Source organism: Streptomyces sp. NBC_01241 (assembly GCF_041435435.1).
Taxonomy (GTDB): Bacteria; Actinomycetota; Actinomycetes; order Streptomycetales; family Streptomycetaceae; genus Streptomyces.
In genome coordinates, this window is record NZ_CP108494.1 from 1439638 (window position 1) to 1464837 (window position 25200).

Below are 25200 nucleotides of genomic sequence, written 5' to 3' on the forward strand. Positions count from 1 at the left end.
GGCGGTATGACAACGGATTCCACAGAGGCGGTCTTCGGCATGGAGCAGGTGAGGCGGGCCAGATTCGCCGTCGCCGCGGTCTTCACCGTGCACGGCGCGGTCACCGGCAGCTTCGCCACCCGGGTGCCCTGGATCCAGGACCACGCCGGGGTCAGTGCCGGACAGCTCGGCCTGGCCCTCGCCTTCCCCGCGATCGGTGCCTCACTGTCGATGCCGCTGGCCGGCGCGATCAGCCATCGCTTCGGCGCCCGGACCGCACTGCGCGGGCTGCTGGCCCTGTGGACGCTGGCGCTGATCCTGCCCGCGCTGGCCCCCAACCTGCTGACGCTGTGCGCGGCGCTCTTCGTGTACGGGGCATCGGCCGGCATGTCCGACGTGGCGATGAACGCCCTCGGCGTGGAGGTGGAGAACCGCCTCGACAAGTCGATCATGTCCGGGCTGCACGGGATGTGGAGCGTGGGCGCCCTGATCGGTTCGGCCGCGGGCACGGTGGCCGCGCATCTGGGCGCCGACGCCCGGCTGCACCACTCCATCGCCGCGCTCGTCCTCACCGCGCTGGGCCTGATCGCCTGCCAGGGCGTACTGGATCTGCGCAGCGAACCGGACGAGGAGCCGCCGCCGCGCTTCGCGCTGCCGCCGAAGTCCGCGCTGATCATCGGCGCGGTGGGCTTCTGCGCGGTATTCGCGGAGGGTGCCAGCCTGGACTGGTCGGCGGTCTATCTGCGGGACATCATGGACACCTCCGCCGGGCTCGCCGCGGCGTCCACGACGGCGTTCGCGCTCACCATGGCGGTCGCCCGGATCGCCGGCGACAAGGTCGTCGACCGCTTCGGCGCGGTCCGGACCGTACGGGTGGGCGGCGTCCTCGCGACCCTCGGCGGGCTGCTCGTGGTCGCGTCACCGAACGCGGTACTGGCGATGTGCGGTTTCGGGCTCCTCGGCCTCGGTGTCGCCGTGGTCGTCCCGCTCGCCTTCGCGGCGGCCGGGCGCAGCGGCCCGAACCCGAGTCAGGCGATCGCGGGCGTCGCCACCATCACGTACACCTCCGGGCTCATCGCCCCGTCCGCGATCGGCTCGCTGGCCGAGGCGACGTCGCTGGTCGTCTCGTTCGGCCTGGTGACGGTACTGGCGTTCGGCCTGGTGCTGGGGGCCGGGGTGCTGCGGGCGGCCGACCGCAGGGCCGTGCCGTCCTCGGGCACCGGCGCTGCGAGCGCGGCGGCGGCCGAGCCGCGCCCCTGAGCCGAAGGCTGTGCGGGGCGCGGGCCCCCGGCCCGCACAGCGGCGGCGCTCCCCCGCCCGCGGCCCGGCCGCGGGCGCGCCGTGATCCGGCACTATCATGGCGCTGATCATTTCTGCGGTGAGCACCATGCCGGGCCAGGCAGTGGACTCCGTATCTACACACAGGGGGTAACCATGGGCCTCGGCGTGCGCTGGACCTTGCACGGAGACGGGAAGACCCCCGCGCCGGGGGCCGTGGTCCGGCCGGACGAACGGCTCTCCTGGCCCCGTACGTTCGGACTGGGCGCCCAGCACGTGGTCGCGATGTTCGGTGCCTCGTTCGTCGCTCCGGTACTCATGGGCCTGGATCCGAACCTGGCGATCATGATGTCGGGTGTCGCGACGGCCATCTTCCTGCTGGCGACGCGCGGCCAGGTGCCCAGCTACCTCGGCTGTTCGCTCTCCTTCGTCGGGGTCGCCGCAACGATCCGGGCGAGCGGCGGGTCCAGCGCCGTGGTCACCGGTGCGGTCTTCGTCGTCGGTGTGGTGCTCTTCCTCGCCGGTCTCGCGGTGCAGCGGTTCGGCGCCCGGATCATCCACGCGGCGATGCCGCCGGTGGTCACCGGCGCCGTCGTCATGCTGATCGGTTTCAACCTGGCTCCGGTGACCGCGTCGACGTACTGGCCGCAGGACCAGTGGACGGCGCTGCTGGTGATGCTGTTCACCGGACTGGCCGTGGTGTGCCTGCGCGGATTCTTCTCGCGTATCGCGATCTTCCTGGGCCTGGTCTTCGGGTACGTGCTGTCCTGGGTCCTCGACCTGGTCTTCGGCAAGATCCACTCCCCGGTGGGCGGCGCCCAGGCCGTCGACCACTGGCGGCTCGACCTGTCGGGTGTCGCCGAGGCCGACTGGATCGGGCTCCCGTCCTTCCACGCGCCGAGCTTCGAGTGGTCGGCGATCCTGGTCGCCCTGCCCGTGGTCATCGCGCTGATCGCCGAGAACGCCGGGCACGTGAAGGCCGTCGGCGAGATGACCGGCGCCTCGCTGGACGACAAGCTGGGCACCGCGATCGCCGCCGACGGCGCCGCGTCGATGCTGTCGACCGCAGTGGGCGGCCCGCCGAACACCACGTACTCCGAGAACATCGGCGTCATGGCCGCGACCCGCGTCTACTCCACCGCCGCGTACTGGGCCGCCGCCTGCTTCGCCCTGCTCTTCGGTCTCTGCCCCAAGTTCGGCGCGGTCGTCGCCGCCATCCCGGGCGGTGTGCTCGGCGGCATCACCGTCATCCTGTACGGCATGATCGGCCTCCTCGGCGCCCAGATCTGGCTGCACGCCAAGGTCGATCTGCGCAATCCGCTGAACCTGGTCCCGGCCGCCGCAGGCATCATCATCGGCGTCGGCGGGGTCAGCCTGAAGATCACCGACACCTTCCAGCTGAGCGGTATCGCGCTGGGCACCATCGTGGTGATCACCGGCTACCACGTACTGCGGGCCTTCGCCCCGGCGCACCTCAAGACCCAGGAGCCCCTGCTGGACTCGGGGACGTCGGCCTACGACGAACAGGATCCGACGGGCAGGGCGTAGGGCGCACTGCCTGCACACCAGCTTCATCTCGGGGGCGCGGGCGCCGTTCTCGATCTTCACGGTGTATGCAATGGTGAAACGCATCTTCGTCGGGTCGCCGCCGAGCGCGCGCACGACATTGCCCTCGGCGCAGTAGCTGGGCCCGGGCTTGCAGCCACCGGACTGGGCGAGAGCGATGTCCCCCGTCTCGATGTTGTAGCCGCCCGCACAGGTCGAGCGCCACAGGCGTGGTGCGCATGGTGCAGGGCGGCCACCTCCGCGGCGTCCCGCGCGGTGGCCTCGCGGACCCGGAACGCCCCGGAGACGGCCGGGACAGCCGGCGTCCCCTCGGTGGAGGTACTGCCGAACTCCTGCCACCCCGAGCCCCGGTAGACGCCGGGCGTGCCGGTTCTGGGTCCGGACGATGTGATGGAGGTCGAGTTCTCGGGCCTGGGCCGGCAGCGCAGCGTCTGCCGACCCGCGTAGCGCCGAACCGCCTTCAGTCCTCCGGGAGTTCGACCGGGGCGATGTCGTCGAAGACGTCGCCGGGGCCGGGGTTCGTCGCATCGGTCGCGCCGCCGAACCGGGTCATCACGCCCCAGACGGCGTTGAGCGCGGTCTGTACGGCGCCCTCGGCCCATCCGGCCGTCCAGGAGATGTCGTCGCCCGCGAGGAACAGCCCCCGCCGGTCGGCGGGCAGCCGGTCCTGCATGAAGTGGGTGAACAACCGCCGCTGATACCGGTAGTGACCCGGCAGGTTGGCCTTGAACGCCCCCATGAAATACGGCTCGTTCTCCCACGAGACCGTCACCGGGTTGCCGATGATGTGCTTCCTGATGTCAACGCCCGGATAGATCTCGCCCAGCGACTTGAGCATGACGTCCATGCGCTCGTTCGCCGAGAGCGGCAGCCACTTCAGGCTGTCGTCGCACCAGGTGTACGAGAGGCAGATGACGGCGGGCCGGTCGGGGCCGTCGTCCAGGAGGTACGTCCCCCGGGTCATCCGGTCGGTGAGCGTCATCGACATGACGTCCCGCCCGGTCGGCTCCCCGGCGCCGTCGACGGCCCGGTCCAGCCAGAACGGCCGGTCGACGGGGACGAACAGCTTCGACGACTCCATGTAGTGGGTGCGCTCCATCGCCGTCCAGTGGTCGATCGGGAACAGCGCGTCGTCGCAGTCGATCTTCGAGAGCAGCAGCCAGGACTGCCCGGTGAAGACGGCGGCCGGGTAGGTGCGGATGTCGCCGGTGGCGTCGGTGACGGTGATCCGGTTTCCGGCGGTGCGGTGCAGCCGGGTCACGGCGGGGCGCGGTTCGCCCCCGTGCAGCGAGGACAGCGAGGTGCCGAGCGGCCAGTGGACGATCTTCTGCGGTTCGCGGTCCCAGAGCCGCAGCGGGAGCTGCTGGCTGCCGCCGACGATGGAGCGGTGGTGGTCGTCCGCCTCGGTGTAGACGACGCGCAGGATCTCCAGGATGGAGTTGGGGAAGTCGGTGTCCCAGCCGCCGGTACCGAAGCCGACCTGGCCGAAGATCTCCCGGTGACGGAACGACTTGAACGCGTCGGAGTCACAGAGAAATCCGTAGAAGGTCTGGTTGTCGAGCTTGTGGACGAGCTCCGCCCAGATCTCCCGGATGCGCGGCACATCGCGTTCGCGCATCGCCCGGTTCATGTCGGAGAAGTCCGCGCCCTCCTCCAGACACCGGTTCCAGGCGTCCATCACCTCACGGTAGACCTGCGGCAGATCGTCGACGGTCCGCGCGTAGTGCGAGGTGCCCTTGAGGTCGACGACGGTCGACGGGGTGGCCGGGGAGAGCGGGTTGGGGAACGGCTTCGTCTCCAGGCCGACCAAATCGATGTAGTACTGGAGCGCGGTGGAGGACGGCGGGAACCGCATCGCGCCCATCTCGGCGGTGAGTTCGGGGCCGCAGCCGTCGAATCCGACGGTACGCAGCCGGCCGCCGATCTCGTCCGCTTCGTAGACGACGGGCCTGAGCCCCATCTTCATCAGCTCGTACGCGGCGACGATGCCGGAGAGCCCGCCCCCGATGACGGCGACCTCGGTGCCGTGCTCGGTCGCCGGTATCTGCCCGATGCCCGCGGGGTGCGCAAGGAAGTCGTCGTACGCGTAGGGGAAGTCCGGCCCGAACATGGTGATCGGCTCGGTGGCGTCGGTGTGCTGGACGGCGTTGGGCACCGTGGACGTCATGGGGTACGGACTCCTTGCGCAAAAAGGACGGGACGGGGTGACGGGTTCAGACGAGGGAGCCGTACAGACCGGGGCGGGGTGACGGGTTCAGACGAGGGAGCTGTACAGACCGGGGCGGCGGTCGCGCAGATACGGGTTGGCGGCGCGGGACGCGCTCAGGAACTCGGGGTCGACCTCACCGATGACGAGCTCCTCGCCACGTCCGGCGCGGGCGCGGACGGCGCCGTCGGGACCGGCCAGGCAGCTCAGCCCGACGAACTCGAACTCGCCTTCCTGGCCAGTCCTGTTGACGTACGCCACGTACAGCTGGCTCTCGAAGGCGCGCACTGGCACGACGGACTCGGCGACGAACTGGAAGGGGTGCATCACCGCCGTGGGCACCAGCAGCAGACCGGTGCCCGCGAGGGCGTGCGCACGGACGTTCTCCGGGAACTCGACGTCGTAACAGATCACGATCCCGATGCGGACGCCGTCGAGTTCGGCCTGGACGACGGGCTGCTCGCCCGGGGTGAACCACTCCTGCTCGAAGCAGCCGAAGAGGTGGGTCTTGCGGTAGTTCGCGAGCGCCGCGCCGTCCGGCCCGATGAGCTGTGCGGCGTTGAAGATCTTCTCGCCCGCACGCTCCGGGTAGCCGTAGAGGACCGCGAGGCCGTGCCGTACGGCGATCTCGGCGACCGCCCGGGCGGAAGGACCGTCGGCCGGCTCGGCCAGCCGGGAAACATCGGCCCCGATCGCGTACCCGGTCAGGAACAGCTCGGGGCAGACCAGCAGCCGGGCTCCGGCCTCCGCAGCCCGCCGCGCCGCTCCGTCGAGCACCTTGAGGTTCTCGTCCACGTGCCCGGTTCGTCCGGAGTTCTGGAGCAGGGCGGTGCGCAACGGTGGCATGGCTGACCTCGGGCGGGGCGGGGACGTAGGAGGGTGCTGAAGATCTCGGCCGGGCCGAGATCTTCAGTGTTCTCCCAGACGGTACGGTCCGCCGCGTGGGCCCGACAAGGCGCGACCGTTGCGCGCACACCATCGATCCATTGCGCGCCGACGGCCGGTGACGGCGATTCATTGCGCTCGACGTCTTCGCAGGTCAAGCAGGTGCCACAGGTCTCGGCCCGCCCGCGGATCAAGGCCGTCCGGCGATCGAGGACGGGGCTGCCACCGGCCGTCGCGCGGCGCCCTACTCGGGCGTCCCCGACGAGTACCGCCTGAGCAGCGGCGAAAGCACCAGCACGGACTTCGTCCGCTCCACGTACGGCTCGCCCGCGATCCGCTCCAGCACCTGCTCGAAGTGGCGCATGTCCGCGGCGAAGACCTGCACGATCGCGTCGGCCTCGCCCGTCACCGTGGACGCCGAGGCGATCTCCGGATACCGGGCGAGCCCCCGCTTGATCGCCTCCGGCGACGTGTTCCGGCTGCAGTAGATCTCGATGAACCCCTCGGTCTCCCACCCCAGCGCCGCCGGGTCCACCCGCACCGTGAAGCCGGTGATCGCGCCCTCGGCGCGCAGCCGGTCCACCCGGCGCTTCACGGCGGGCGCGGACAGGCCGATGATCGCGCCGATGTCCGCGTAGGAGCGCCGGGCGTCTTCGGCGAGGGCGTGGACGATGCGTTCGTCGAGGTCGTTCAGGCGCACTTCGGGCGGTTCACTTCTCTGCGATGATCTGCTTCGGGGGCGGCAGGAGCCGCCCCCGAAGTAGACCATGGCGCCGCCCGCCGGGCGCGCTCACCTCATCCGGTGACCGGTCAGAACGGGAACCGCGAACGGCCGTACTGCACCGAGATCCACTTCTGCGTAGTGAAGGCGTCGACCATCGAATCGCCGTTCAGCCGGCCGAGGCCGGAGCTCTTCTCGCCGCCGAACGGGACGATCGGCTCGTCGTGGACCGTGCCGTCGTTGATGTGGATCATGCCGGTGTGGACGCGCTGCCCGATCCGTACCCCGCGCTCGATGTCGCCGGTGTGCACGGCGCCGCTCAGGCCGTACGGGGTGTCGTTGGCGATCCGTACCGCCTCGTCGTCACCGTCGAACGGCACGAGGAGTGCGACCGGCCCGAAGATCTCCTGGGAGAGGACGGGGGAATCGGCGGCCAGCCCGGTCAGCACGGACGGGCTCACCAGGTTGCCGTCGGCCCGGCCGTGCAGCAGGGCGGTCGCACCGGCTTCGACGGTCTGGTCGACGAGCGAGGAAATGGCCTCGGCCTGCGAGGAGTTGATCAGCGGGCCGATCACGGTCTCCGGGTCGGCCGGGTCACCGACCGGCAGCGAGGCGACCTTGGCGACGAACTTCTCGGTGAACTCCTTCTCCACCGCCCGGTCGACCAGGATCCGGTTCGCGGCCATGCAGACCTGGCCCTGGTGCACGTACCGGCTGAAGACGGCCGCGTCCACGGCGTAGTCCAGATCGGCATCGTCGAGGACGATGAGCGCGCTGTTGCCACCGAGTTCGAGCACGGCGCGCTTGAGGTTCGCCGCGCACACCGTGGCGACGTGCCGTCCCACCTTGTCCGAACCGGTGAAGGAGATGACCTGCGGAATGGGGTGCTCCAGCAGCGCGTCACCGATCTCGGCGATGTCGGTGACCACGACGTTCAGGAGACCGGCCGGCAGCCCCGCCTCCTCGAACACCTTCGCCACCAGCGTGCCGCCGCAGACCGGGGTGTTCTGGTGCGGCTTGAGCACCACCGCGTTGCCGAGCGCCAGTGCGGGGGCGACGGACTTCAGCGACAACAGGAACGGGAAGTTGAACGGGCTGATGACGCCCACGACGCCGACGGGCACCCGGTAGACGCGGTTCTCCTTGCCCTCGGTCGGCGAGGGCAGGATCTGTCCGACGGGCCGCAGCGCGAGTTGGATCGACTCCCGCAGGAACTCCTTGGCGAGATGCAGCTCGAAGGCCGCCTTCAGCCGGGTGCCGCCCAGTTCCGCGACGATCGCGTCACTGATCTCGGGCTCACGTTCCTCGACGACGCGCAGCGCCCGCTCCAGCACCAGCCGCCGGGCGTACGGGTTGGTGTCGCCCCATGCCCGCTGCGCGGCCTCGCCGGACCGGTACGCCTGGTCCACCTCGTCGGCCGTGGCGACCGTGATCGAGGCGAGCTTCTCCCCGTTGTACGGATTGAAGTCGATGATGTCCCAGGACCCCTTGCCCGGCCTCCACTCGCCGTCGATGTACTGATGGGCCAGATCGGTGAAGAAGGACATGAGATCCCTTACCACAGAGGAACGGGCGGCTGATTGGGCTTCATATTACTTACATCCCAACGAGATTGAGGTGGATCAGGGCGGGATCCGGGGGCCGGAATCGGACATCCGTGCACACCGCGAGGACACCTGGAAACACCGTTGCCCCCCACGGCTCGAACGGCCGTGAGGGGCAACGGTGTTGCGGGACTGCGGGATCAACTCCAGCTGGCGTGCAGCGGCTTGCCCTCGGCGTAACCGGCGGCGCTCTGCACCCCAACGACCGCCTTCTCGGCGAACTCCTCCAGAGAAGCCGCACCGGCGTAGGTGCAGGAGGAGCGGACGCCCGCGATGATCGAGTCGATCAGGTCCTCGACGCCGGGCCGGGCCGGGTCGAGGAACATCCGCGAGGTGGAGATGCCCTCCTCGAAGAGCGCCTTGCGGGCCCGGTCGTACGCCGACTCGTCCGACGTACGGTTCTTCACGGCGCGGGCGGACGCCATACCGAAGGACTCCTTGTAGAAGCGGCCGTCGGCGGACTGCTGGAGGTCGCCGGGCGACTCGTACGTACCGGCGAACCAGGAGCCGATCATCACGTTGGACGCACCCGCGGCGAGCGCCATCGCGACATCGCGCGGGTGGCGGACACCACCGTCGGCCCAGACGTGCTTGCCGTACTTCTTCGCCTCGGCGGCGCACTCCAGGACGGCGGAGAACTGCGGCCGTCCTACGCCCGTCATCATCCGGGTGGTGCACATGGCGCCCGGTCCGACACCGACCTTGATGATGTCCGCGCCGGCCTCGACGAGGTCGCGCACTCCCTCGGCGGCGACGATGTTGCCCGCGACGACGGGCACCTGCGGGTCGAGCCCGCGAACGGCCCGGACCGCGTTGATCATGGACTCCTGGTGGCCGTGGGCGGTGTCCACGACGAGCGCGTCGATGCCCGCGTCGAGGAGCTGCTTGGCCTTGCCCGCGACATCGCCGTTGATCCCGACGGCGGCGGCGATCCGCAGCTTGCCGCCGGCGTCGGTGGCCGGGGTGTACAGAGTGGCCCGCAGCGCGGCCTTCCGGGTGAGGATGCCGACGAGCCGGCCGTCCGCGTCGACCGCGGGGGCGAGCTTGCGGTGGGCGCCGTCGAGCTTGTTGAACGCGTCGCGCGGGTCGATGTCCGCGTCGAGCACCACCAGGTCCCTGGACATGATCTCGGAGAGCTGGGTGAAGCGGTCGACACCGGTCAGGTCGTGATCGGTGACGACACCGACGGGCCGCTGCTCCGCGTCGACGACGACGCCGGCGCCGTGCGCGCGCTTGGGCAGCAGGGACAGGGCGTCGGCGACCGTCTGGCCGGGGGCCAGCACGATCGGCGTGTCGAGCACCAGATGGCGCGTTTTCACCCAGGAGACGACGTCGGCGACAACCTCGATCGGGATGTCCTGCGGGATGACGACGAGCCCGCCGCGGCGGGCGACCGTTTCGGCCATCCGGCGGCCCGCGATGGCCGTCATGTTCGCCACGACGAGGGGGATGGTGGTGCCGGTGCCGTCGGGTGAGGAGAGATCGACACCCTGGCGGGATCCGACCGCCGAACGGCCCGGGACCATGAAGACATCGTCGTACGTGAGGTCGTACGGGACCGAGGGGGAGTCTGTGTAGCGACCGGTGCCGGGCTCAAGAAAACGCATAACACTCATTTTTTCACACGAAATGGAGCAGGTCGCCTCCACGAAGACACAGCAAACGTCCCCCGCGTTCGTATGTTCCCCCAAAGGAACCGGGCGGGAGTCCCGGGCAAGTGGAACCTGCCTTACCGGCGAACCCTACCCGAGCCACGTCCGAATCATTCGCGATCACCTTCCCTGGATTTGGTGACAAGGGGTCGGGCAGCTTCGCACCCCGCAGGTCCCGCGGGTCGCCACGTCGCCCCGGAGGAACATGCAGAAGGGTCACAACTTCCGTCACCCATACGACCGGAGAGGATCACGCCCCACCCGCGGAGAGTCAACTGCCGGACATTTACTGTCCGTTCCCCCAGCAGACGAATCCTCACGTCGGGGACACCAGACTCCATCTCGACGCCTGGATCCGCAACACCGGTCTGGTGCACCGGGATTCAGCCAGGGAACGCTTCGAGCAGGCGGACTTCGGAGCGTTCGTCGGCATGGTGTATCCGACCGCCGACGGCAAGAATCTCGAACTCGTCGCCGACTGGTTCGTGTGGCTGTTTCTCGTCGACGACCAGCTCGACGACGGCCATCTCGGCCGCAGCCCGGAGCGGGTGCGGGACGTGGTCGCGGTGATGCGCTCCGTGATCGAGGGCAACGGTACGGGCGGCGTACCGGACGAGGAGCTCCCCGCCGCCGTGGTCGCCCTGGTCGATCTGTGGGAACGGACGACGCCGACCGCAGCCCCACACTGGCGTGCCCGGTTCTGCCGCGTCCCCGCAGCTGTCCTGGATGCTCACGCCGTACCTGGACGGGATGCGGAGCTGGATGCGCGGCCTGGTCCCGGCAGACCCCCTGCTACAACCCGGCCGATGTGAGCCAGTACGAGGAGCCGGAGCAGTATCTGGAGGCCACGGTCCTGGGCGTGGCCCAGAACTGAAACCGCCGGGCCGGACAACTCCCGGGCAGCACACCCCGCTGTCCGGGCGGTTCACTCGCCGTCATCCGCACGGCTCGGCCGTGTCCGGGGACCTGCGCCCCCGTCCGGCGTCCGGCATCCGGCGTCCGGGGGCGAAACAGCCACCGGGCGGCCCCGGTACCAGTCACCGCCGTCCGCCGCCCGCACCCGCTCAGACCCCGTCCGGATCCGCCCGCTCCAGCGCCGGCCGCCGCGGCGCCGCCGACTCGGTCAGCAGGTAGTCCGCCGCCGCCGTGTCCGTCACCAGGCTGGTGACCAGACCGGACCGCAGCACGGCCCCGATCGCTGCGGCCTTGCGCTGGCCGCCCGCGATCGCCACCACTTCGGGGATCCGGCGCAGCCGGTCCGCCTCGACCGTGATGCACCGCTCCCCCAGGTCCCGGCCGACCCGCCGTCCCTCCGTGTCGAAGAGGTGCGCGGACATCTCGGCGGCGACGCCGAGCGACGCGTAGTGCGCACGCTCCTCGTCCGACAGCATGTCGTGGACGGTGGAGATGCCCGGCTCCCAGGAGCCGATGGACACCGCGGCGACCGTCACCTTGTCGAAGTACTCGAAGGCGCGGGCGATACCGGTCTGGTGGCGCAGCGCGGCGGCCGTGGCCGGGTCGGGCAGCAGCATCGGGGCGTAGATGGGGTGGGCCTCACCGCCGGCCACCTGGGCGGCCCGGCGGACCGCCTCGACCGAGCCGCGCTCGGCCGTCCCCGCGTCGTACACCCCGGTGAGCTGCACGACCGTGCACGGCGGCAGCCGGTCGAGGGCCGCCGCCATGTGGATCGTGGAGCGGCCCCAGGCCAGGCCGAGCACATCGCCCTCGTTCACCAGTTCGCCGAGGAGATCGGCCGCGACCTCCCCCAGGTTCTCCGGGTCGGGTGCGTCGTCCTGCTCCTCCGCGGGGGATTCGACGACGACCGCGTGACGCAGCCCGTAGCGGGCCCGGAGCGCGTCGGAGCGCTCGGCGTCCAGCTCGGCGGGGACCCGGATCTCGATCCTCACCAGATCGCGTTCCAGTGCCGTCTCCAGGACCCGGGCCACCTTGAAGCGGCTGACGCCGAACTCCTCGGCGATCTGGATCTTCGACTTTCCTTCGAGGTAGAAGCGGCGGGCCATGGCCGCCGCCTGCACCAGCTCCGCGGGCCCCATCCGCAGGGCGGACCGGCCCGCCGACATTGCAGACACCGCGCTCTCCTCACTGCTGTTCACACTCTCGATACGCCGTTCATCCTGTCAGATCCGGCGATCCTTGATCGGTCCCGTCGGACCACGTTCATCTGCCCTTGGCCGGGCCGACCCGCAATCGGGGGCCGGAGCGGCTGCCGGCTCCGCTCCCGGCCTCAGTGGCCGCATGCCCAGGCCGCCGACGCGGTGGCCGCGTCGGCCCGGGTCCTCAGTGCGCGCACCGCTTCGGCCGGGTCCTCGGCCCCGTACACCGCCGAACCCGCGACGAACACGTCCGCACCGGCCTCGGCGCACCGCTCGATGGTGGACGCGGAGACGCCGCCGTCGACCTGGAGCCAGAGTTCGAGGCCGTGCTTGGAGATCAGCTCACGGGTGCGGCGGATCTTCGGCAGCATGATGTCCAGGAACGACTGGCCGCCGAAGCCCGGCTCCACCGTCATGATCAGCAGCATGTCGAGCTCGGGGAGCAGGTCCTCGTACGGCTCGATGGGCGTCGCGGGCTTGAGCGCCATGGAGGCGCGGGCGCCCTTGGCCCGGATCTCCCGCGCCAGCCGTACGGGGGCCGCCGCCGCCTCGACATGGAAGGTGACGGAACCGGCGCCCGCCTCGACGTACTGCGGCGCCCAGCGGTCCGCGTCCTCGATCATCAGATGGCAGTCGAGCGGGGTGTCCGTGGCCCGGCTGAGCGATTCCACGATCGGCACGCCGAGGGTCAGATTGGGCACGAAGTGGTTGTCCATCACGTCGACGTGGAGCCAGTCGGCACCTTCGACCGCCTTCGCCTCCTCGGCGAGACGGGCGAAATCGGCGGACAGAATGCTGGGGTTGATCTGGGCCATGTGCCAAGCCTGCCATGCTCGGCGCCACTTCCCCGCCCCGGTGCGGGCCAAAGCCTCACGGGATCATTACAGTTCGCTCGGTCCGGACCGCCCACTCCGCGCGATCCGGGCTTTTCCGCCCGCGTCGGACCCGTCAGGCGGTGCGCCGCAGCAGTGCCAGGTACATCGCGTCCGTGCCGTGCAGATGCGGCCACAGCTGGACATCGGGGCCGTCGCCGAGCGCGGGCACGCCGGGCATCAGCGGGCGGGCGTCGACCCACTCCGCGTCGACCGGCTCTCCGCCCCGGCCCTTGAGCACGTCCTCGACGACGACCCGGGTCTCCGCGAGATGCGGCGAGCAGGTCGCGTAACCGACGATGCCGCCGACCCGTACCGCCTTCAACGCTTCGCGCAGCAGCCCGCGCTGCAGCGGTGCGAAGCTCTCCAGATCCTCGGGGCGGCGCCGCCAGCGGGCCTCCGGGCGGCGGCGCAGCGCGCCGAGACCCGAGCACGGCACGTCCATCAGGATCCGGTCGAAGGTGCCGGGCCGCCACGGCGGGCGGGTGCCGTCGGCAGTGATCACCTGGTACGGGCCGGGGTTGCCGGCCAGTGCGCGTTCGACGAGGCGGGCCCGGTGCGGCTGCTTCTCGGCAGCGAGCAGGGTGGCGCCGCGTCCGGCGGCGAGGGCGGCGAGCAGGGCGGCCTTTCCGCCGGGCCCGGCACAGCCGTCGAGCCAGCGGGTGTCGTTGCCCTCCACCGGCGCGTTGGCGAGGGCGGCGGCCACCAGCTGGCTGCCCTCGTCCTGGACTCCGGCGCGGCTCTCCTGCACGGCCGCGAGGGCGCCGGGCTCGCCGCCCTCGCCCATCCGTACGGCATGGGGCGACCAGCGGCCGGGCAGGCCGTTCCCCTCACCGAGGGCGGTGAGCAGCTCCTCGGTGGTGGAGCGGCCGGGGCGGGCGACGAGCGTGACCTCGGGCCGTTCGTTGTCCGCTTCGAGGAGGTCCTCGATCCCGGCGCGGCCGCCGCCCAGCGCGTCCCAGAGGGCGGACACGATCCACCGCGGATGCGAGTGCACGATCGCGAGGTGGTCCTCGGCGTCCTCGTCGTACGGCGGGGCGACACGCGCCACCCAGCCGTCGAGATCGTCCGCGGCGACCTTCCGCAGGACGGCGTTGACGAACTTGGCACGCCCCTCGCCGAGCACCACCCGGGCCAGCTCCACGCTGGCGGAGACGGCGGCGTGGGTGGGGATGCGGGTGCCGAGCAGCTGGTGCACGCCCAGGTCGAGCACGTCGAGGACCGGCGGATCGACCTCGCGCAGCGGCCGGTCGATGCAGGCGGCGACGATCGCGTCGTACGTCCCCTGGCGGCGCAGCGTCCCGTAGACCAGCTCGGTCGCCAGGGCCGCGTCCCGGCTGTCGAAGTCGCCCTTGGCCCGGGCCTTCTTCAGCAGCGGGGGAAGGACGAGGTTGGCGTACGCATCGCGTTCGTCGACGGCCCTGAGCGCCTCGAATGCGAGGAACCGGACGGGGTCCTTCTTGGGCCGGCGATGCGGCTTGGCGGGACGGCGACGCTGCTGGTCGTTCACGTGAAAGGTGCTCCGCTGATGGTGAGAGGACGAACCCTCCCAGCCTACGTCGCCGCCCCGGTCCGGGGTCTCCTGGTGCCGTGACCGGCAATGTTTGCCCGGAAGGGGAGTCGTCCAGTGCGTGCGATCGCAAGGCGGCCGGAAGCCCTGGACGGGGCCTCCCCCGCTCGAACGGAGTTGAGAGCTCGAGGAAGGAGCTACCAGGGCTTTTGGCCAACGCGGAAGGGGGTCCCCCTGGCCCTCAATGCCTTGGGGGAGTGCGTGCTGGGTGGCGCGAGGGGGCAAAGCTTGCCGGGAGGGGTACTAGCTCCCCAGCAGCTCGCCGTGGACGATGCGCACCCCGCGGGCCCAGTCCGCGGCCCGCATCGGCTTCTTGCCCTGCGGCTGGACCCAGAGCAGTTCGACGGCATGTGATCCGGTGCCCACGTACACGTTGTTCTTGGCCGCCGACAGTTCGCCGGGGGCCAGGTCGGCCCGGTCCAGTACCGGCACCGCCTGGATCAGCTTCAGCCGTTCCCCGCGAAACTGCGTCCACGCCCCCGGAGCGGGTGTGCAGCCGCGCACCACCCGGTCGACCCGCAGGGCAGGGGCGGACCACTGCACCTGGGCGTCCTCGACGGTGATCTTCGGTGCGAGGGTGACGCCGTCGGCGGGCTGCGGTACGGCGTGCAGCGTGCCGTCCTCGATGCCGTCCATGGTCGCGACGAGCAGCCCCGCACCGGCGAACGCCAGCCGGGTGAGCAGGTCGCCGCTGGTGTCGGTGGGCCGCACTTCTTCGGTGAGGACGCCGTACACCGGGCCGGAGTCGAGCCCCTCCTCGATCAGGAAGGTCGACGCACCGGTCACCTCGTCCCCGGCCATGATCGCGTGCTGTACGGGGGCCGCGCCGCGCCAGGCGGGCAGCAGCGAGAAGTGGAGGTTGACCCAGCCGCGGGCGGGTACGTCGAGCGCGGTCCTGGGCAGCAGCGCACCGTAGGCGACGACGGGACAGCAGTCCGGGCCGATCTCCCGCAGCCGCGCCAGGAAGTCCTCGTCGCGCGGGCGGGCCGGCTTGAGCACCTCGATCCCGGCCTCCTCGGCCCGCTCGGCGACGGGGCTGGCGACCAGCCGGCGGCCTCGCCCGGCGGGGGCGTCGGGCCGGGTGACGACGGCGGCCACCTCGTGCCGGCCGGAGGCGATCAGGGCGTCCAGGGCGGGTACGGCTACCTCGGGGGTGCCTGCGAAGACGAGCTTCATGGGTGGCTGACTGCCTCTCAGGCCGAAACGTACGGTGACGAGCAACGCACAAGTCTATGGGCCGGACGCCCGGGGGGCGTACGCATCACTGTGCGCCCCTTCGATATGCGCATGCGCCCCTCCAGCGTGACCAGATCCACAGCTGATGCGTTGGTCAAGAGAGATTGACCGAAGCGAGCCGCCACGGTGCGGCCCGATCCCTTTCAACGCCGGTTCGAGAGGCTTCTTCATGGCCGACCACGCAACCCACGACGCCCAAGCGAGGGCCAGCCTGCATCTGTTGGTGCGGGACATCGAGCGGGTCCGGCGGCAGGTGGACGCGCTGCGCACGCTCACCGCCCAACTGGGCAACGTCTACCGTCCGCGCCGCTCCGGCCCGTCCACGGGCTTCGTCGTCTACGGCCGGGCCCCGGCCCCCACCGTCAGGCTGGCCCAGGAGCTGCGCGACAGCGTCGAGACCCTGGTCACCGCGGCAGTGGACTTCGACCGCTCGCTGGGCTTCTCCTGGGACGCGGTGGGCTCCGCGCTCGGGGTGACCAAGCAGGCGGTGCACCGCCGCTACGGCGCTCGCCGCAACGCCCGCCAGCCGGGAGCGGCGGCCGAGGCCACGGCGGAGACCGCGGTGACGCATCCCCTGCCCATGGCACCCGGCTCGACGGGTACGCCGCCGATGCCCGCCGTGCCCGCCGCACGCTCCATGCCACCGCAGCCGTCGGCGGACCGCCCGGCACTGCGCGAGGATCTGCGCCCGGGCGCGTTCCCCGGCCCACGCAACGGCTGACCGCGCCACCCCGCTTCCTGCCCCGCCGCGCCCCACGCCCGGCGGGGCAGCCGCGTCCGCGGCCCCGGTCCCGTCGTCATCCGATGTCCGGCGGATCCATCCGGATCCGGACCTGCTCACCGCTCCCCCGGGCCATCCGTGCCGCCTGCGCCGCCTTCAACGCCGCCGCCAGCGCCGCCCCGCTCCCCGGAGGCACTCTGAGCAGCGCCCGCTCCCACGACTCGCCCGGCGGCGCGTCCCCGGGCCTGCGGGGCCTGCCGGTTTCGGCGCCAGGCACCGGCACCGGACCGAGCACCTCGGCGTCCGGCGGCAGTTCGGCGGCCGTGAGGAACGCGGCTAGCGCCTCCGGCGGACCGGTCACCGAGGCCATCCGGGAGACCGGCGGAAAGCCGAGCTCGGCCCGCTCCGCCAGCTCGCGGCGGGCGTGCCCGACCGGGTCCCAGCGCACCAGGGCCTGCACCGGTCGCAGGGTCGGCTCGGCGACGATCACCACCGTGCCGCCCTCCGGCTGCCCGCGCACCAGCGACGCCGCGGCCGTCCAGCGGCGCAGCGCCTCCTCGCCGGCCCGCAGGTCGGGGCGGCCGACCATCGCCCACCCGTCCAGCAGCAGCGCGGCCGCGTAGCCGCCCTCGGCGACGGGTTCGGCGCCCGGGGTGCTGACGACCAGGGCGGGCACATCCGGCACCGAGTCCAGAATGTGATCGCGGCCCGACGTCCGGACGGGCACGGCCGGGAACGCCCGGCCGAGCTCCTCGGCGGTGCGACGGGCGCCGACGATCTGGGCCCGCAGCCGGCTCCCGCCGCAGGCGACGCAGTGCCAGGCGGTCTCGGCCCGTCCGCACCAGGCACAGTCGAGATCCCGCTGATCCGGTGCCTGGAGCGGTCCGGCGCAGTGCCGGCAACGAGCGGGTTCACGGCAGCGCTCGCAGGCGAGGCGGGGCGCGTATCCGCGGCGCGGCACCTGGACCAGGACGGGGCCTTCGCGCAGCCCGTCCCGTACCGTCTGCCAGGCCAGGCTGGGCAGCCGGGCCGCCCGCGCGGCCCCGTCCCGCGCCAGCTCCCCGTCGCCGACCGTACGCACCAGGGGCGCCGCGATCCGCAGCTGTTCCCGGTCCGCGCGCAGCGGAAGCGCCCAGCCGCTCTCCACCAGCTGGGCGGCCTCCACGGTGCAGTTCGTACCGCCGAGCAGGAACGCGCACCGGCCGTAGGCGGCCCGTAGTTCGAGCACCTCCCGGACGTGCGGGAAGGGGGCGTTGTCGTCGCTGTGGCTGGAGTCCCCGTCGTCCCAGACGGCGACCAGGCCGAGATCGGCGACCGGGGCGAACATCGCGGCCCTCGTCCCGACGACGGCCCGCACGGAACCGCGCCGCACGGCGAGCCACTCCCGGTACCGCTTCTCCGGTCCGGAGTCGGCGGTCAGCAGGGCGTGGCGTCCCCGGCCGAGCAGCTCGGTGAGCGCGGCATCCACCCGGCCGGCGGCCCGGCCGTCGGGCACCACGACGAGTGCGCCGCGCCCGGAGGCGAGGGTCGCGGCCATGGCCCTGGCGATCTCCTCGGGCCAGTGCGGGCCGGGCAGTGCGGTCCAGACGGCCCGGGGCGCACCGCCCTCGGCCAGTGCCCGCAGGAACGCGGGCCCCTGTGCGTATCGCTCCCAGCTCCCCGCCGTCGGGGCGGGCGGCGGGGGCAGCGGCTCGGGCGAGGGCTTGGCCTCGGCCCGTCCGTTCCTGGGCGGCACTGCGAGCTGCAGCACATCAGCGAGGCTGCCCGCGTAGCGGTCGGCGACGGCCCGCGACAGGCCGAGCAGCTCCGGGCCCAGCACTGGTTCGGGGGATACGACGTAGGCGAGCGCGGCGAGGGCACCGGGGTAGTCCGATTCGGTGAGCCGCTCCACGAGGAACCCGTCGATCAGTCCGCCGCCTTCGCGCCGGCCGCCGCGGACATTGCGCGCCCCGGCCCCGAATCGCACCCGCACGCGCACCCCGGGCTGCGCGTCGGCGTCGAGCTCCTCGGGGACGGCGTAGTCGAAGTACTGGTCGAGATGGAGCACGCCCTTGTTGACCAGCACCCGGGCGACGGGCCGCTCCTTGGCGAGCGCGGCGCCGCGCCAGGTCCGCGGCTTGGCCCGCGGCACCTTCGCCTTCCGTACCGTCTCCCGAATCAGCGCAAGCTGCTCCGGGGCCCCGGTCCCGGGGTCCTCGGATCGCTCGTTGTCGCTGCTCACAGCCAAATTCCTACCAGACACCACTGACAGCGGCCCCGGCGCGAGCGCACCGGCGACCCGCACGCGCCGGGCCCGGACACCGCGTGCGGCGTCCGGGCCCGGCGTACAGACGGAGAGCGGCAGGCTTACGACCTCACCGGCGACAGAGAGCGGGCTCCGTTCGCCCCAGGTCGTTACAGCCCTGCCGCCGTACGCAGCGCGTCCACGCGGTCCGTGCGCTCCCAGGTGAAGTCGGGAAGCTCACGGCCGAAGTGGCCGTACGCCGCGGTCTGGGCGTAGATCGGGCGCAGCAGGTCGAGGTCGCGGATGATCGCGGCCGGGCGGAGGTCGAAGACCTCCGCGATGGCATGCTCGATCTTCTCGGTCTCGACCGCGGCGGTGCCGAACGTCTCGACGAACAGACCGACGGGCTCGGCCTTGCCGATCGCGTAGGCGACCTGTACCTCGCAACGGGCGGCGAGGCCCGCGGCGACGACGTTCTTGGCGACCCAGCGCATGGCGTACGCGGCGGAGCGGTCGACCTTCGACGGGTCCTTGCCCGAGAAGGCGCCACCGCCGTGCCGGGCCATGCCGCCGTAGGTGTCGATAATGATCTTGCGGCCGGTCAGACCGGCGTCGCCCATCGGGCCGCCGATCTCGAAGCGACCGGTCGGGTTGACCAGCAGCCGGTAGCCGTCGGTGTCCAGCTTGATGCCGTCCTCGATCAGCTGCCCGAGCACGTGCTCGACGACGAACTCGCGGATGTCCGGCGCGAGCAGCGAGTCGAGGTCGATGTCGCTGGCGTGCTGCGAGGAGACGACGACCGTGTCGAGACGGACGGCCTTGTCGCCGTCGTACTCGATGGTGACCTGCGTCTTGCCGTCCGGACGCAGGTACGGGATGGTCCCGTTCTTGCGGACCTCGGAGAGCCGTCGCGAGAGCCGGTGCGCGAGGTGGATCGGGAGCGGCATGAGCTCGGGCGTCTCGTCGCAGGCGTAGCCGAACATCAGGCCCTGGTCGCCGGCACCCTGCTTGTCGAGCTCGTCCTCATCGCCCTCGACCCGCTTCTCGTACGCGGTGTCGACACCCTGCGCGATGTCGGGCGACTGCGCGCCGATGGACACCGAGACACCGCAGGAAGCGCCGTCGAAGCCCTTCTTGGAGGAGTCGTAGCCGATTTCGAGAACCTTGTTGCGAACGAGGGTCGGAATGTCGGCGTAGGCCTTGGTCGTGACCTCACCCGCAACATGCACCAGACCGGTGGTGATCAACGTCTCGACGGCGACGCGGGACCGGGGGTCCTCACGGAGCAGTGCGTCGAGAATGGTGTCGCTGATCTGGTCAGCGATCTTGTCGGGGTGACCCTCGGTGACTGACTCCGAGGTGAAGAGACGGCGGGACACATCGCTCCCTGGGGTTGCAGCGGCTGCTGGCTGATCATTTGGCGGACGGCCGGGAGCTGCGCCCGACACGGTCCGCAGGCCAGTTTATCGGTCACTTCCGTTCGGCGGACAACGTGTCTCGCCCTTTGGTAGTTCTGTGACCTGTGGCACGTCCCGTGACGGTGGGGAAATCAGCTGCCGAGAAAGCCGTTTACGCCCATATTTCAAGGGTTTCGGCCTGCACGAAGACGGGAGAAGGGACATTCATCCGAGCCGCGACGACACGAGATCCCAGACCGTGTCGGCCAGCGCTTCCTTGGGGCCGTGGGGCACCGGAGTCTCACCGCCGTCGGCTGCGAGGACCACCGCTTCGTTCTCCTCGGAGCCGAAGGTCCGGTGTTCCCCCACCTCATTGACGACGAGCAGATCGCAGCCCTTGCGGCGGAGTTTCTCACGGCCGTTGGCGAGGACGTCGTCGGTCTCGGCGGCGAAACCGACGACGATCTGGTCCGGGCGGGCGCGTTCACCGGCGACCTCGGCGAGGATGTCCGGATTGCGGACCAGTTTGACGGCCGCGGGCTCCTGGCCGTCCTTCTTCTTGATCTTTCCCGTCGCGTACTCCGCGGGGCGGAAGTCGGCGACCGCCGCCGCCATCACGACCACATCCGCGTCCGCCGCAGCCTTCAGCACCGCCTCGCGCAGCTGTATGGCGGTCCCGGCGTGCAGTACGTCGGCGCCGGCCGGGTCGGGAAGGCCGGTGTTGGCCTCGACGAGGGTGACCCGGGCGCCGCGGGCGACCGCGGTACGGGCCAGGGCATAGCCCTGCTTGCCGGAGGAACGGTTGCCGAGGTAGCGCACCGGGTCGAGCGGCTCCCGCGTACCGCCCGCGCTGATCACGACGTGGCGGCCGGCCAGGTCGGCTTCGACGGTTCCGCGGGCCAGCACCCGGCGGCAGACCTCGAAGATCTCCCCGGGGTCCGGGAGCCGGCCCTTGCCGGTGTCGACGCCGGTGAGCCTGCCGACGGCGGGCTCGATGACGACGGCGCCGCGGCGGCGCAGCGTGGCGACGTTCTCCTGGGTGGCGGGGTGCTCCCACATCTCGGTGTGCATGGCGGGCGCGAAGACGACCGGACAGCGGGCGGTGAGGAGCGTGTTGGTGAGGAGGTCGTCGGCGAGGCCGTGGGCGGCCTTGGCGAGCAGGTCGGCGGTGGCGGGGGCGATGACGACGAGGTCGGCACCCTGGCCGACCCTGACGTGCGGCACCTCGTGGACGTCGTTCCAGACCTCCGTGGAGACCGGGTGGCCGGAGAGCGCCGACCAGGTGGCCGCCCCCACGAAGTGCAGCGCCGACCCGGTCGGGACGACGCGCACATCGTGACCGGACTCCGTCAGCCGGCGCAGCAGCTCGCACGCCTTGTACGCGGCGATGCCCCCGCTGACCCCAAGAACGACCTTCGGCTTGTCCACTGCGTCTCCCCGCACTCGGATACGAACACCCCCCATGCTGCCTCACCGCGACCGGTCCGAGGCTGCCGCCCCGGACACGCCGCGAAGTCCCGGACACGCCACGCAGGCCCCGGACACGCCACAGGCCCGGCGGCCGTGGCCGCCGGGCCTGTGGTGAAGGTGCAAACCCTGCTTACTGCGCGGGGCCCTCGATGGCCTCGGAGGTGAGCAGGCCCGCGTTGATCTCGCGGAGCGCGATCGAGAGCGGCTTCTCGTGCACGTGGGTGTCGACGAGCGGACCGACGTACTCCAGGAGACCCTCGCCGAGCTGCGAGTAGTACGCGTTGATCTGGCGCGCGCGCTTGGCGGCGTAGATCACAAGGCTGTACTTCGAGTCGGTGGCCTCTAGGAGCTCATCAATCGGCGGGTTGATGATGCCCTCGGGCGTGGTGATGGAAGAGGACACTCTCTGCCTTCCGAAGGGGGTAAAGATCAAAGAAATCTTTGACAGTGCGGAGTTCCGTGATGCGCGTTGGTTCCGTGATGCGTGTGGTTCCGTGATGCGCGTGTGCCGACCGTCAGTCGTTAGTCGACACGGTGGCCGGAAGCCTCCAGCATCAAGGCTAGCAGCTCACGGGCCACGTCCTCGACGGAGGTGTTGACCAGCGTCGTATCGAACTCGGATTCGGCGGCCAGTTCGATCCTGGCAGCGGCGAGCCGGCGCTCGATCACCTCGGCGGACTCGGTCCCGCGGCCGGTGAGCCGTCGGACCAGCTCCTCCCAGCTCGGCGGTGCCAGGAAGACGAGCCGGGCGTCCGACATCGACTGCCGGACCAGCCGGGCACCCTGGAGGTCGATCTCCAGCAGCACCGGCTCGCCCGCTTCCAGGCGCTCCAGCACGGCGCGTCGGGGCGTGCCGTACCGGTTGCCCGCGAACTCGGCCCACTCCAGCAGCTCGCCGTTGGCGATCAGCTTGTCGAACTCGTCGTTGTCCACGAAGAAGTAGTGGACACCGTTGCGCTCGCCGGGGCGCGGCTTGCGGGTCGTCGCCGAGACCGAGAGCCAAACCTCGGGGTGGGCCTTGCGCATATGGGCGACGACCGTGCTCTTGCCGACCCCCGAGGGGCCGGAGAGCACGGTCAGCCGCGGACGTACGTCCGGGGGTGCGGGGGACGTCCCCCGGGATGTTGCAGCCATGGAGCGATTATCCAGGTTCTCAGGAGTGCCTGAGAACCTCAGGCGGCGCTGCCGCCGAACTCGCGCTCCAGGGATGCGATCTGGTTGGAGCCGAGGCCCCGGACCCGGCGGCTCTCGGAGATGCCGAGCCGCTCCATGATCTGCTTGGCGCGGACCTTGCCCACGCCCGGCAGGGACTCCAGGAGGGCGGAGACCTTCATCTTCCCGATGACGTCGTTCTCCTGGCCCTGCTTGATGACCTCGTGGAGCGAGGCGCCGGAGTGCTTGAGTCGATTCTTGACCTCGGCCCGCTCCCGGCGAGCCGCGGCGGCCTTTTCGAGCGCGGCTGCGCGCTGTTCAGGGGTAAGGGGCGGAAGAGCCACGCCTACGTCACCTCGGATGTCGATCTGTCGGATACGGACCGGTGCGGAAGCTGGGCGCTCCACACCAGGTGAGCGACGGACAACATGTGTACGTCGGCTCTCGACGGAGACTAGCGGCCAAGGCCGTCCCAGTCAGCGAGAACCAACGAAAAGTCCTGGTCAGCCTCAACCGACCAGGACATTTCGTGCATAACAACCGAGTTTTTTGGTCAGGATTCAGTCAACAACCTGATACGTGGCATGGTCATGTACGTGCGACGGCCGTCCGGACCTCGTCCGTGAGCCGATCCGCCGCCGCACGCAGCCCCGTCACGTCCGGTCCCCGGCTCAGCACGCCGCGGCTCACACTGGGCACCACATTGCGCACCGCGTCGCCGAACACCCCGGGCAGATCGGCGGGCGTCGCGCCCTGGGCCCCGATCCCGGGCGCGAGCAGCGGGCCGTTGATGGCGAGATTCACACCCGCGTCCCCGAGCGTGGCGCCGACCACCGCGCCGACGGAGCCGAGCGGGGTCACCCCCTCGTTCTCGGCGGCCATGTGGTCGAGCATGAGCTGGGCCAGCGAGCGCCCGTCGGCGGCCGTGGCGCGCTGCACCTGCGCCCCTTCGGGGTTGGACGTCAGGGCGAGCACGAAGACGCCCGAGCCGGAGAGGACGGCCGCGTCGAGCGCCGGGCGCAGCGAGCCGAAGCCGAGGTACGGCGAGACGGTGACCGCGTCGGAGAACAGCGGCGAGTCCTTGTCCAGGTAGGTTGCCGCGTAGGCGCCCATGGTGGAGCCGATGTCGCCGCGCTTGGCGTCCATCAGGACGAGCGCGCCGGCCGCGCGCGCCTCCTCGACGGCCTTCTCCAGGACCGCGATGCCGCGCGAGCCGAAGCGCTCGAAGAACGCGGACTGCGGCTTGAGCACGGCGACCCTGTCGGCCAGTGCCTCGACGACGGTACGGGTGAACCGCTCCAGGCCCGTGACGTCGTCGTTCAGGCCCCAGGCGGTGAGGAGCGAGGCATGCGGATCGATGCCGACGCAGAGCGGCCCGCGGGTGTCCATGGCGTGGCGCAGACGTGCGCCGAACGGTTCCGGGATCATGCGGTGGCCTTCCTGGTCTCCGCGCCGACGGCTTCGGCGAGGGTGGCGTACGGGGATGCGGCCAGGCGTGCGGCCAGGCCCTTGTGGACCGCCCGGGCATAGCACGGGCCCTCGTAGATGAAGGCGCTGTAGCCCTGGACGAGCGTGGCGCCGGCGAGGATGCGCTGCCAGGCGTCCTCGGCGTTCTCGATGCCGCCGACACCGACCAGGGTGATCCGGTCGCCCACCCGCGCGTACAGGCGGCCCAGGACCTCCAGGGAGCGTGCCTTGAGGGGCGCGCCGGAGAGACCGCCGGTCTCCGCGACGAGGGACGGCGAGGACTTCAGCCCGAGGCCGTCCCTGGCGATGGTGGTGTTCGTGGCGATGATGCCGTCCAGTCCCAGCTCGACCGCGAGATCGGCGACCGCGTCGACGTCCTCGTCCGCGAGGTCCGGGGCGATCTTGACGAGCAGCGGGACCCGCCGCCCGGTGACGGTCCGGTCGGCCGCCTCGCGCACGGCGCTGAGCAGGGGGCGGAGCGCCTCGGTGGCCTGGAGGTTGCGCAGGCCGGGCGTGTTGGGCGAGGAGACGTTCACGACGAGGTAGTCGGCGTGGCGGGCGAGCCGCTCGGTGGACTTCACATAGTCGCCGACCGCTTCGGCCTCCGGCACCAGCTTCGTCTTGCCGATGTTGACGCCGACCGTGGTACTGAAGACCGGCCTGCGGGCGGCCAGCCGCTCGGCCACGGCGGCCGAGCCCTCGTTGTTGAAGCCCATGCGGTTGATCAGCGCGCGGTCCGCGACGAGACGGAAGAGGCGCTTCTTGGGGTTGCCGGGCTGCGGCTCGCCGGTGACCGTACCGATCTCGATGTGGTCGAAGCCGAGCATCGACATGCCGTCGATCGCGACGGCGTTCTTGTCGAATCCCGCGGCGAGGCCGAAGGGGCCGTGCATCCGCAGGCCGAGCGCCTCGGTGCGCAGCTCCTTGTGGCGGGGGGCGAGCACGGCGGCGACGAAGGTGCGCAGCACGGGGATGCGGGCCGCGAGGCGGATCCAGCCGAAGGCCAGGTGGTGCGCCTGCTCCGGGTCCATCCGCTTGAAGACCAGCTGGAAGAAGAATTTGTACATCGGGGTGTCCTCGGTGTCC

General features: G+C 71.1%; 20 protein-coding genes and 1 pseudogene. 4 read left to right on the top strand and 17 right to left on the bottom strand.

Annotated features, from left to right (window positions below):
• The first annotated feature begins 6 nt into the window (after positions 1–6).
• On the top strand, positions 7–1239 hold the full coding sequence (locus OG306_RS06000; RefSeq protein ID WP_266745070.1) for an MFS transporter: 1233 nt from the start codon (positions 7–9) through the stop codon (positions 1237–1239).
• Between the two features lie 174 nt (positions 1240–1413).
• Positions 1414–2805, top strand: a complete 1392-nt coding sequence (locus OG306_RS06005; protein ID WP_266745071.1) for a uracil-xanthine permease family protein — start codon at positions 1414–1416, stop codon at positions 2803–2805.
• Positions 2806–3283: 478 nt separating this feature from the next.
• Here the strand turns inward: OG306_RS06005 and OG306_RS06010 are convergent, their stop codons facing one another.
• From OG306_RS06010 to OG306_RS06030, 5 genes are all read right to left on the bottom strand, one after another.
• The gene (locus tag OG306_RS06010; RefSeq protein WP_266745072.1) at positions 3284–4990 is read right to left on the bottom strand and encodes a flavin monoamine oxidase family protein; all 1707 of its coding nucleotides are present in this window, start codon (positions 4988–4990) and stop codon (positions 3284–3286) included.
• An 87-nt stretch (positions 4991–5077) separates the two neighbouring features.
• The gene (locus OG306_RS06015) at positions 5078–5875 is read right to left on the bottom strand and encodes a carbon-nitrogen hydrolase family protein (protein ID WP_266745073.1); all 798 of its coding nucleotides are present in this window, start codon (positions 5873–5875) and stop codon (positions 5078–5080) included.
• A gap of 283 nt (positions 5876–6158) precedes the next feature.
• Positions 6159–6614 carry an Lrp/AsnC family transcriptional regulator gene (locus tag OG306_RS06020; protein WP_266745074.1) on the bottom strand — a complete coding sequence of 152 codons (456 nt, stop codon included), beginning with the start codon at positions 6612–6614 and terminating at the stop codon, positions 6159–6161.
• Positions 6615–6724: 110 nt separating this feature from the next.
• Positions 6725–8182: an aldehyde dehydrogenase family protein gene (locus OG306_RS06025; RefSeq protein WP_266745075.1), complete on the bottom strand. Its 1458-nt coding sequence runs from the start codon at positions 8180–8182 to the stop codon at positions 6725–6727.
• Between the two features lie 197 nt (positions 8183–8379).
• Positions 8380–9846: a GuaB1 family IMP dehydrogenase-related protein gene (locus OG306_RS06030; RefSeq protein WP_266907184.1), complete on the bottom strand. Its 1467-nt coding sequence runs from the start codon at positions 9844–9846 to the stop codon at positions 8380–8382.
• A 320-nt stretch (positions 9847–10166) separates the two neighbouring features.
• On the opposite strand from OG306_RS06030, the pseudogene OG306_RS06035 reads away from it, so the two are divergent.
• Positions 10167–10765: pseudogene (locus OG306_RS06035) on the top strand (terpene synthase family protein).
• A gap of 190 nt (positions 10766–10955) precedes the next feature.
• Here OG306_RS06035 and OG306_RS06040 read toward each other — a convergent pair.
• The 4 genes from OG306_RS06040 to fmt all read right to left on the bottom strand — a co-directional run bounded on the left by OG306_RS06040 (position 10956) and on the right by fmt (position 15623).
• Entirely contained in the window at positions 10956–11972 is a 1017-nt protein-coding gene (locus tag OG306_RS06040) for a sugar-binding transcriptional regulator (RefSeq protein WP_266752094.1), read from the bottom strand.
• Between the two features lie 164 nt (positions 11973–12136).
• The gene (rpe, locus tag OG306_RS06045) at positions 12137–12820 is read right to left on the bottom strand and encodes a ribulose-phosphate 3-epimerase (protein ID WP_266745077.1); all 684 of its coding nucleotides are present in this window, start codon (positions 12818–12820) and stop codon (positions 12137–12139) included.
• Positions 12821–12953: 133 nt separating this feature from the next.
• Complete coding sequence (locus OG306_RS06050) at positions 12954–14387, bottom strand: RsmB/NOP family class I SAM-dependent RNA methyltransferase (RefSeq protein ID WP_266907182.1); 1434 nt, start codon at positions 14385–14387, stop codon at positions 12954–12956.
• Positions 14388–14690: 303 nt separating this feature from the next.
• Positions 14691–15623, bottom strand: coding sequence for a methionyl-tRNA formyltransferase (fmt, locus tag OG306_RS06055; RefSeq protein WP_266745079.1), 933 nt, complete (start codon positions 15621–15623; stop codon positions 14691–14693).
• 229 nt (positions 15624–15852) lie between these two features.
• On the opposite strand from fmt, the gene OG306_RS06060 reads away from it, so the two are divergent.
• Positions 15853–16404, top strand: coding sequence for a hypothetical protein (locus OG306_RS06060; RefSeq protein WP_266745080.1), 552 nt, complete (start codon positions 15853–15855; stop codon positions 16402–16404).
• Between the two features lie 76 nt (positions 16405–16480).
• Here OG306_RS06060 and OG306_RS06065 read toward each other — a convergent pair whose 3' ends face one another.
• The 8 genes from OG306_RS06065 to OG306_RS06100 all read right to left on the bottom strand — a co-directional run bounded on the left by OG306_RS06065 (position 16481) and on the right by OG306_RS06100 (position 25181).
• Positions 16481–18625 (bottom strand): primosomal protein N', encoded by a 2145-nt coding sequence (locus tag OG306_RS06065; RefSeq protein WP_266907180.1) that lies wholly within the window; start codon positions 18623–18625, stop codon positions 16481–16483.
• A gap of 173 nt (positions 18626–18798) precedes the next feature.
• Entirely contained in the window at positions 18799–20007 is a 1209-nt protein-coding gene (gene metK / locus OG306_RS06070; RefSeq protein WP_266907178.1) for a methionine adenosyltransferase, read from the bottom strand.
• Positions 20008–20250: 243 nt separating this feature from the next.
• The gene (coaBC, locus tag OG306_RS06075; protein ID WP_266745083.1) at positions 20251–21453 is read right to left on the bottom strand and encodes a bifunctional phosphopantothenoylcysteine decarboxylase/phosphopantothenate--cysteine ligase CoaBC; all 1203 of its coding nucleotides are present in this window, start codon (positions 21451–21453) and stop codon (positions 20251–20253) included.
• 172 nt (positions 21454–21625) lie between these two features.
• Entirely contained in the window at positions 21626–21898 is a 273-nt protein-coding gene (rpoZ, locus tag OG306_RS06080) for a DNA-directed RNA polymerase subunit omega (protein WP_003970369.1), read from the bottom strand.
• Positions 21899–22017: 119 nt separating this feature from the next.
• Positions 22018–22629: a guanylate kinase gene (gene gmk, locus OG306_RS06085; RefSeq protein WP_266745084.1), complete on the bottom strand. Its 612-nt coding sequence runs from the start codon at positions 22627–22629 to the stop codon at positions 22018–22020.
• 38 nt (positions 22630–22667) lie between these two features.
• Positions 22668–22991 carry an integration host factor gene (locus OG306_RS06090; RefSeq protein WP_014157387.1) on the bottom strand — a complete coding sequence of 108 codons (324 nt, stop codon included), beginning with the start codon at positions 22989–22991 and terminating at the stop codon, positions 22668–22670.
• Between the two features lie 244 nt (positions 22992–23235).
• Positions 23236–24075 (bottom strand): orotidine-5'-phosphate decarboxylase, encoded by an 840-nt coding sequence (gene pyrF, locus OG306_RS06095; protein ID WP_266745085.1) that lies wholly within the window; start codon positions 24073–24075, stop codon positions 23236–23238.
• A complete protein-coding gene (locus tag OG306_RS06100) occupies positions 24072–25181 on the bottom strand; it encodes a quinone-dependent dihydroorotate dehydrogenase (protein WP_266745086.1) in 1110 nt (369 codons plus the stop codon). The genes pyrF and OG306_RS06100 overlap by 4 nt, the downstream gene beginning before the upstream one ends.
• Positions 25182–25200: the final 19 nt, after the last annotated feature.